This is a genomic window from Streptomyces muensis, assembly GCF_021474425.1.
GTDB classification, from domain to species: Bacteria; Actinomycetota; Actinomycetes; order Streptomycetales; family Streptomycetaceae; genus Streptomyces; species Streptomyces muensis.
The window spans coordinates 42959-51103 of sequence record NZ_JAKEIP010000038.1 but is presented as its reverse complement, the minus strand read 5'-3'; the positions used below and the strand labels follow the sequence as shown (position 1 = coordinate 51103).

Sequence of the window (8145 nt, the reverse complement as noted above, 5' to 3'; positions counted from 1 at the left end):
CCCTTCCCCGGCTTGTCCCCCTTGCCCTTGCCCCCCAGCTTCGCCGCGATGGACTTGAAACGGCGGCCGATCTTCGCGACGTACTTGCCGATGCCGCTCAGCAGCGCCTCGTAGGCGAGTTCGAGCAGCGCCACGATGCCGGCGGCGACCGCCTTGGCGAAGAGGACGCCGGCGCCGCCGCGGCGGACGGCCTTCAGCCAGTCGAGGACGGCGCCCATGGCGCGCAGGATCTCGCCGAGGGCGCCGATGGCGGTGCGGATGGCGTCGATGACCGCCATGACCCAGCCCGCGCCCGGGATCAGCTTGGCGATGACCTTGGTGATGACGATCTCGCCGATGATGAGCGGGAGTTGGGGGACGATCGCGTCCCAGGTCTCCTTGACGATCTGTTCGAGGGTGATGCCGCCCTTGATCAGCTTGTCGAGGATGGCCTTGGGGACGCCGATGATCTCCTCGATCTTGGACTGGAACCAGTCCTTGACGGCCGCCTTGACCTCGCGGAACAGGTGGTTCTTCGCGCCGTCCACCGCGGAGTTCTTGGCACCGCTCAGCCAGCCACCGGGGTCGGAGAGGAAGTCGACCGCGATGAGCATGAACTCGCCCAGCGCGCCGAGCATGCGGGAGGCGAACTGCAGGACCGCCTTCACCGCGTCCACGATCGCCTTGACGACGTCCAGGAGCGCTTTCTTCAGGACGTCGAGGATGCTGCTCAGCAGCTTGCCGATGGCGTCCAGGAGATCGCTGATCGCCTGCTTCAGCGCCTCCGCCAGACGTTGGACGAGGGCGATGGCCGCCGCGATCAGGTCGGTGATGAACTTGCGGATACGGGCGGCCAGTTCGATCACCGCCCGCACCATCGCCAGGGCGAACTCGATCAGTTCCTTGATGAAGTTCTTGATCGCCTCGACGATGTTCTTGCGGGCCTCGTTGATCCAGCGCTCGACCGTGTCCTTGAAGTTCTTGATGAAGCCGACGACCGCGTCCCGCGCCGCCCGGATGACCCGGACGATCGCGTTCTTGATCTCGATGACCTTCTGCTTGATCCAGTCGAAGGCCTTGGTGATCCAGTTGCCCGAGTCCTCGACGGCCCCGTCGCGCTGCTTCTCCGCGTCGCGCTCGGCCTTGTCGCTCTCGTCCTGGATCTTCTTGTCGCTGCCCTCCTTCTCCTTGTCGACGTTGTCGTCGGTCTGCTTTTCCTTGTCCTCGACGTCCTTGCGGACCTTGTCGTGCCGGTCGGTCTTCTTGTCACCGAGGCTCTTGAGCTCCTCGTCCTGCTCCTTGCGCCAGCCCTCGCGCTGAGCGGTGACCTCGCCCATCGCCTTCTCGCGCTCGCCCGCCTGCGTCTCGGTGTTGCGCCCGATCTCGGCGTCGACCTGCTGCTTGTGCTTGGCCTGCGAGTCACGGAAGTCCCGATCCTTGGCCTGCCGGCCCTCCGACACGCCCTTCTGACCGTCGTTGAACGCGGCCTGGACCTGCGGCCCCTGCTCGTGCTCGGCCACCTCCGAAGCCGCTTCCGGCGGTACGGCCCCCGTGGCCCCGCCGCCGTCGACCGCCACGCCCTCGCCACCCTGCGCGCCCGGCACCTGTGCGCGCATCTCCTCCTTGGGGGCGTTCGGATAGACCTGGTCCTCGCCCATCGCCCGGCCGGAGTCGTCGCGGGCCGTGGCCACGGTCTCCTGACCCTTGGCGTCGACATGGCCGTCCTGCTGACCGGCGCTGTCCTCCGCCGAGCCCTTCAGCTCCACGCCCGGCGCGTTGCCCGCCTGGGCCTGCTTGAGCGCCTCGTCCTTCGTGGGCAGCCCGGCGAACTTCGCGGCCAGCTCCTGCGGATCCACCTCGAAGCCGAGCCAGCTCGCCACCTTGCCGATGCCGAAGCCGAGCGCCATCTTGAAGGTGTCCCAGCCGCTGGGCTCCTCGGCCTTCTCCGCCTCGATCTGGCCCTCGGGCTCCTTGGCGCCCTCGACCTCGGCGTTCTCCTGCTCGGGAGCCTCGGCCTCCTGAGGCTTGTCCTGCGAGTACTCGGCAGGCGCGTCCGACTTCGGCTTGCCCTGCAACGTCTGCGGCGCACCCGCAGGACGCTGCATCGAGGGAGGCGCGGACGCCAGCGTCTTGTGCTCGTCGCCGACCGTGCGGTCCACCGCGCCGCCGACGCCGCCCATGGCCTGAAGCGCCTTGTGCGGCTTGAGCTTCGAGGCCGTCGCCAGGCCGGCCTCCGGAGAGACGCCGGAGAGGTTCGGGACGGGCGCGGAGTCCTTCTTGCCCTTGCCCTTACCGGCGGCCGGGGCCGCGCCGCCGCCACCTCCGCCACCGCCGCCGCCTCCGCCACCGCCGCGCGCCGCCTTCGGCGCCGGTGCGCTCTCCCGCTCGGCCTTGGGTTCCGCAGTCGCCTTCGCGGCGGGCTCGGGCGCGGAGGCAGGGGCAGGTGCCGATGCGGACTTCGCGGGCGCCGCCGTCGTCTCCGTACGAGCAGGAGCTTCCTTACGGCCTTCCTGTGCCGGCGCCTCACCGGCCGACTCGGCACCGGTCGCCCCCGACGGCCCCGACGCACCGGAGGACCCGGACGAGTTCGCCGTACCGGCACCGCCCGTCCCATCCGACGCCCCGGGCGCCGTACTTCCACCGCCACCGACAGACGCCACATCCTGCGCGGCCCCGCCACCCTGCTCGCCCTGCGCACCCTGCTCACTCCGGGCACCCTGCGTCCCAGCCCCGGCCGAGCCAGCCCCGTCGTCCCCGGACTCCTTGGCCCCGGCATCACTCTGCGCCGACTGCCCGCCCTTGGCCTGCTGGGACTCCTTCTCCGGCGCGGTGGCGCCCTTGTCGCCCGCCGCGTCCGTGCCCTTCTCCTCCTTGGCGGCCGGTTCCTTGGCCTCGGTGCCGCCCTCGGACTTCCCGTCCTGCTTGCCGGGCGCCTCCTGCACGGTGGTCTGGGCGGCCACCGGCCCGGCCTTGGGGTCGTCACCGCTCTTGGGGTCGCGGGTCCCCGGCACCGGGCGCGCGCCCTGCTCCAGCGCCGGACCGCCCGGGCCGGCGAGGCTGTCCGGGCCGCCCTCGGTCTCCGGCGCCGACGACTCCGGCTCCTCGGCGGACTCGGCCGGTTCCTCCTCGGGCTCCGCCGCCTCGTCCTCGGCGTCCTCGGCCTCCCGCTCGGCCTGGACCTGTTCGGCCTTGGTGGGCGGCGGGGCCGGGAAGGACGGGGCCGTCTGGGCGGTCGCGGGCGCGGACGGGTCCAGCTTGTCGGCGGTCGGTACGGCCGACACGTCGAGGTCCTGCTGCGGAACGAAGTCGTCCGGCTGGAGCTTGACGTCCCAGGCGCTCGGCTCCTCGCCCCCGACCTCGACCTCCGACTCGCTGCCGGACCCGAACGGATCCTCGTCGGTCTCCTCGTCACGGCCGTCGAGGTCCTGGTTGCGCTTGCCGTCGAGCGTGCTGAGCTTTCCGGGCAGCTGGGCGTCCTTGCCGGACGCCGTCGGCGAACCGGCCGGCTTCTGCTGGCCCCGCTTGTCCTGCTGCTTCAGCTGCCGTCCGGCGACGGCCGCCTCGGCAGCGCCCGGGCGGTTCTTCGCCGCGGACTCCTCTTTGCTCGCGGCGGCTGCGTCCTCGCGCTCGGTCTGCTCCTGACCGCCCTTGTCCTTGCCGTCCTTGCCGTCCTCGCCGCCCTTGCCCTCCTTGCCGGCCGCGTCCCCGGACTTCCCCTCCGAGGCCCCCGACTCCTTGCCCGACGACGCCGAGCCGGCCGACCCGGTCCCGCTCTGCTGCGCGGCACCGCCCGACCCCTCCGAGCCGGACGAGGACCGCTCTTCACGAGCCGCGCCCGCGCCCCCGGTCGCGTCCGCACCTCCACCGGACGCCGAACCCCCGGCAGCCCCGGCGGACCCCTGCCCGGCCGGCACCTGCTCCTGCGCCCCACCGGGCGCACCCCCGCCCTGCGGGGTACTCCCCTGCTCCCGGGTCCCGCCGTTGCGCGGAGTGCTGCCGACGGCGCCTTCCTCGACGGCCTGGTCCGTCTCCGGCCCGGGCGCGATCCGGGGCCGCTCCTCCTGCGCCCTTCGCTCCTCGGCGGAGCGCACGGCGTTCTCGCGCTCGTCGCGCACCTCCTCGGCCGTGTCCGGCTCGATCTGCGGGGCGTCGTGCGCGTCGCGCTCCAGACCGTCCTCGGCGTAGTCGTCGTAGGCCTCGATCTCGTCGACCAGGTCGAGCACCCGGTCGTGCTCCGAGCCGAGCAGCCGGCTCTCCAGGCGGACGAGGACGCCGTCGAGCAACTCCTCGGGCAGCCGGGCGAGTTGCTTGCGGGTGCGCTGGGAGAGGTCCTCGGGGTCGCCGCGCAGGGAGCGTACGAGGGAGTTGGCGAGACGGTCGACGAGGGTCGCCGGGTCGATGGCCTCGGCGCGGTTGCGGTCGGCGTCGACGGTGGCGTAGCGCAGCCAGCCGGGGGTGGCCTGGTCCTCCGCCACATCGGCCGTGGACACCTCCGGGCCGGCCTGCGAGGGACGTACGAGATCCTGGGCGGCCGACTCCGCCTCCCGCTCGATCGCCTGCTGCGGCACGCTCACCGCCCCCAGCTCGCGGCCCGCGCGCAGCGTGCCGAGGCCGTGCGGGTTCTGGACGGTGTGCAGGAGTTCGTGGGCGAGGAGGCGGCGGCCCTCGTCCGTGCCGGGTTTGAAGGCGCCCTCGCGGAAGAAGATGTCCTGGCCGACGGCGACGGCGTCCGCGCCGAGGAGTTCCGTCAGCTGACCGGCGTCCCGGTCGGTGTGCAGGCGTACCCGGCCGAGGTCGTGGCCGAGTCTCTCCTCCAACTCCCGCCGTACGCCCGGGTCGAGCGGCTGTCCGGCACCGCTGACGATCTCCTTCGGCTCGGGCGTACGGGACTTGGCGGCGCGTTCCTTGCGCTTGCGTCGGCGCTGTTCGGCGGCCTGCTCGGAACGGGCGTCCTGGGCCTGGGAGCTCATCGCGTCACCTCCCCGTGGCCGCTGAGCCCCTCGTGCACGGCACGGGCCAGCTCCTGCCCGAGGCGGCGGGCGGAGAGGCCGGCGGGCAGCGGCGGCAGGCCGGACAGCGCGTCGAGGGTCAGAGCGCCGTCGGCGGCGAGCGGGACGCCGTGGGCCTGGACCAGGCGGGTCAGTTCGCGTTCGAAGGCGGCCGACACCCGCTCCGGGTCCACGCGGAAACCGTGGAGTGCGAGTTCGCCGATCTCCACCCGGATCTCCCGAGGTTCCCGGTCGTGCCGGGCCTCGCGGGACGCGGCCCTTTCGCCCGGCTGCCCGTTCACACCCATCCCCGCACCTCCCCCGGCGTCAGGGAGCGCTCCAGCTTCTGGTACTCGGTGCGCGCCGCCGCGAGCATGTGCCGCATCTGGAGCCGGTCGCCCTCCTCGGCGGCGAGGAAGGCCCCGGACAGCGCGATGTTGCGGATCGAGCCGCCGGCGACGGTGAGCTGGGCGAGCAGGCCGGGGTCGATGTCCTTGACCGGGGCCCGCGACGGGAGCACCCGGCGCCAGATCTCGGCGCGCTCGTGCTCGGCGGGGAAGGGGAAGTCGACGACGAAGCGGATACGGCGCAGGAAGGCGGTGTCGAGGGCCTTCTTCATGTTGGTGGTGAGGATGGCGAGGCCCCGGTACGCCTCCATCCGCATCAGCAGATAGCTGACCTCCAGGTTGGCGTACCGGTCGTGGCTGTCCTTGACCTCGCTGCGCTTGCCGAACAACGCGTCGGCCTCGTCGAACAGCAGCAGCGCACCGCCGCGTTCAGCGGCGTCGAAGACCCGGCGGAGGTTCTTCTCGGTCTCGCCGATGTACTTGCTGACGACCTGGGAGAGATCGACGATGAACAGGTCGAGGCCGAGCTCCTTCGCCATGACCTCGGCGGCGAGCGTCTTGCCGGTGCCGGAGCCCCCCGCGAAGAGGGCCGTGACTCCGAGGCCGCGCCGCAACGTGCCCGCGAAGCCCCATTCCTGATGGACCGTCGGCCGCTGCCGCACATGGGCGACGATCTCCCGGAGCACGCCGGTCTGCCGGTCGTGCAGCACCAGGTCGTCCCAGCCCGCCTCCGGTTCGATGCGGCGGCCCAGCTCGTCCATGCCGATCCGGGCCTCCTCCAGGCCGGCCCGCCAGGCGAGTTCGGCGGCGTCGAGGGTGTCCTCGTACGGGATCCTGCGGCGTACGGTCGCGGCGGCGGACCTGATGACGTGCGGGGGCAGCTGGAACTGGGCGACCAAGGAGCGCAGTTCGATGTCGTCGAGGTCGGCGATCGGGTGCATCGCCCGGCCCCACAGCTCGACCTGCTCCTCCTCGTCGAGGCGCGGCACCGCCACCCGTGCCCCGTGCGGCCGGTCCGAGCGCAGCGGGTCCTCGCTCGACACCACGACCGGTACGGCCGCCCCGGCCAGGAACGCCTCGGTCGCCGCCCGCTGGTCGCGGTCCAGGTCGCCCACCTCGACGAGCAGCGCGGCCGGCAGCAGGATCGCCTCGCGCTGCCAGAGCCGGGCCAGCCGGTCGCGTTCGGCGGGGTCGGCCGGGATGTCCTCGGCGCCCAGCGCGTACAGCCCGAGCCCGGACCGGGCGGCCGCGGCGGCGGCGATGTCGGCACGGCTGCGCAGGTCACCGCCGGTCACCTCGACGAGCAGCGGCGCGTCGGGGCTCGCCCCCGTCGTCCAGCCCTCGGCGACGCGGCTCGCGGCCAGGTCGTACGACGGCGGCAGTTGTTCCGGCACCGAGGTGCGGCGCAGGCGGCCGTGCAGACGGGCGTCGAGGTAGGGCGAGCCGAGCAGGAAGTGCAGGATCCGTTCGTCGAGGCGCAGGCGCGAGGTCGTCAGCCGGGACTCGTCGTCGAGCTCGACGATCCGCCAGCGCCGCAGCGGCGCGACGGGCGTGAGGGCGCTCCAGTGGGGTTCGGCGAGGGCGGCCAGGGCGAGCGAGAAGGTCGGGTACGCCCGCTGGGGGTCCCCGCAGGCCGCGGCGCAGCGGGCCGGGGTCGTGGGGTCGAGTTCGTCGGCGGCGGTGAGGAGGATCAGGTCGCGTTCGAAGGGGGTGAGGCCGAAGCAGGTGACGAGGGCGTCGAGGGGGGCGGTGCCCGGGGCGGCCAGGGGTGCCGGGCTCGTCGCGGTGGCGGCCCCGGCGTCCGGTGTCGGTCCGGCGCCGGCGGCGTGGGCGTCGATCCTGGACATGACACGCCGGATCTCCTCGATCAGCGCCGTGCCCACGTCGGGCCCGTCGTGCGTCCCCGAAGTGGCCGCCGTGCCCGCCTCGTTCGTCCCCAAGCGCTCGCCTTCCCCCGTCGTCCCCATCTCTCTCAGCCCTCCGTGCCCTTCGGGGGCTGCGGCTGGGCCGACTTGCTCGGCCGGGCGGTCCTGCGTGCCCGTGCCGGAGCCTTGGCCACGGTCTTGGCCGGGGCCTTCGTGGTCTTCTTGGCAGCGCCACTCACCGTCCCGGGCTGTGCGGGCGCCTTCTCGACGGGGGACGGCTCGCCATCGGCTGACGGGACCTCAGCCTTCGGTTCGGCCCCCGGAGGGACCGGCGCCCCCGGCGCCCCGAACGGCAGCACCCGTACGTCCGGCCGCTCCACGGGCTTGGCCGGCACCGGCTTCTCGCGGCCGTCGATCAGGACGAGGGTCGCCTGATAGACCACCGACAGCGAGTACGGCGTCTGGTAGAGCATCCCCCACAGCTTCGACGTCTCGTCGATGTCCATCACCGTGGGCGTGAACCGCACCCGCTGTGCCGCCTCCGCGAGGTCGCTGCCCGCGAGGTGCGGCAGTTCACCGGCCTGCTCGATGACGTCCTTCGGCAGGATCGGGATCTCGTGCAGGGTCCGCACCACGGAGCCGATCAGCCGCTGCCCGACGAGTTTCGTCTCGTCGCCGTAGGCGCTGATCAGGTAGTGCAGGTCCAGCGCGGCGGCCGGCCGCTTGACCAGCGTGCCGTCGGACGCCCGGGTCGGCAGGTCGTTGTTGCGCATCGAGGTGTTGGGCGTGACCTGGTAGAGGAACACGTTCAGGGTGGGGTGGTCCGGCGGCTCCGTCGGCGGCTTGTGCGGCTCCACCTTCACGGCCTCGTCGAACTCCGGGCCCACGTTGGAGGCGAGCAGCAGGGCGAGGGCCTGGGTGACATGCGCGATGGCGAGTGCGTTGCTCATGGCGTCGGTTCCTCGG

Annotated in this window: 4 protein-coding genes; all 4 read right to left on the bottom strand. The window is 72.7% G+C overall.

Annotation, left to right across the window (positions count from 1 at the left end):
- On the bottom strand, positions 1–4949 hold a 4949-nt coding region (locus tag L0P92_RS13120), incomplete at its 3' end, for an eCIS core domain-containing protein (RefSeq protein ID WP_234762752.1).
- Positions 4946–5275 (bottom strand): DUF4424 domain-containing protein, encoded by a 330-nt coding sequence (locus L0P92_RS13115; RefSeq protein ID WP_234762751.1) that lies wholly within the window; start codon positions 5273–5275, stop codon positions 4946–4948. The genes L0P92_RS13120 and L0P92_RS13115, both read right to left, overlap by 4 nt.
- Positions 5266–7161, bottom strand: a complete 1896-nt coding sequence (locus L0P92_RS13110; RefSeq protein WP_234762758.1) for an ATP-binding protein — start codon at positions 7159–7161, stop codon at positions 5266–5268. Before L0P92_RS13110 ends, L0P92_RS13115 begins: the two co-directional genes overlap by 10 nt.
- 125 nt (positions 7162–7286) lie before the next feature.
- Entirely contained in the window at positions 7287–8129 is an 843-nt protein-coding gene (locus L0P92_RS13105) for a Pvc16 family protein (RefSeq protein ID WP_234762750.1), read from the bottom strand.
- Between the last annotated feature and the right edge of the window lie 16 nt (positions 8130–8145).

Coding starts and splice junctions, on each gene's coding strand:
- L0P92_RS13115 (WP_234762751.1), bottom strand. CDS start 5,275: ATGGGTGTGAACGGGCAGCCGGGCGAAAGGGCCGCGTCCCGCGAGGCC.
- L0P92_RS13110 (WP_234762758.1), bottom strand. CDS start 7,161: ATGTCCAGGATCGACGCCCACGCCGCCGGCGCCGGACCGACACCGGAC.
- L0P92_RS13105 (WP_234762750.1), bottom strand. CDS start 8,129: ATGAGCAACGCACTCGCCATCGCGCATGTCACCCAGGCCCTCGCCCTG.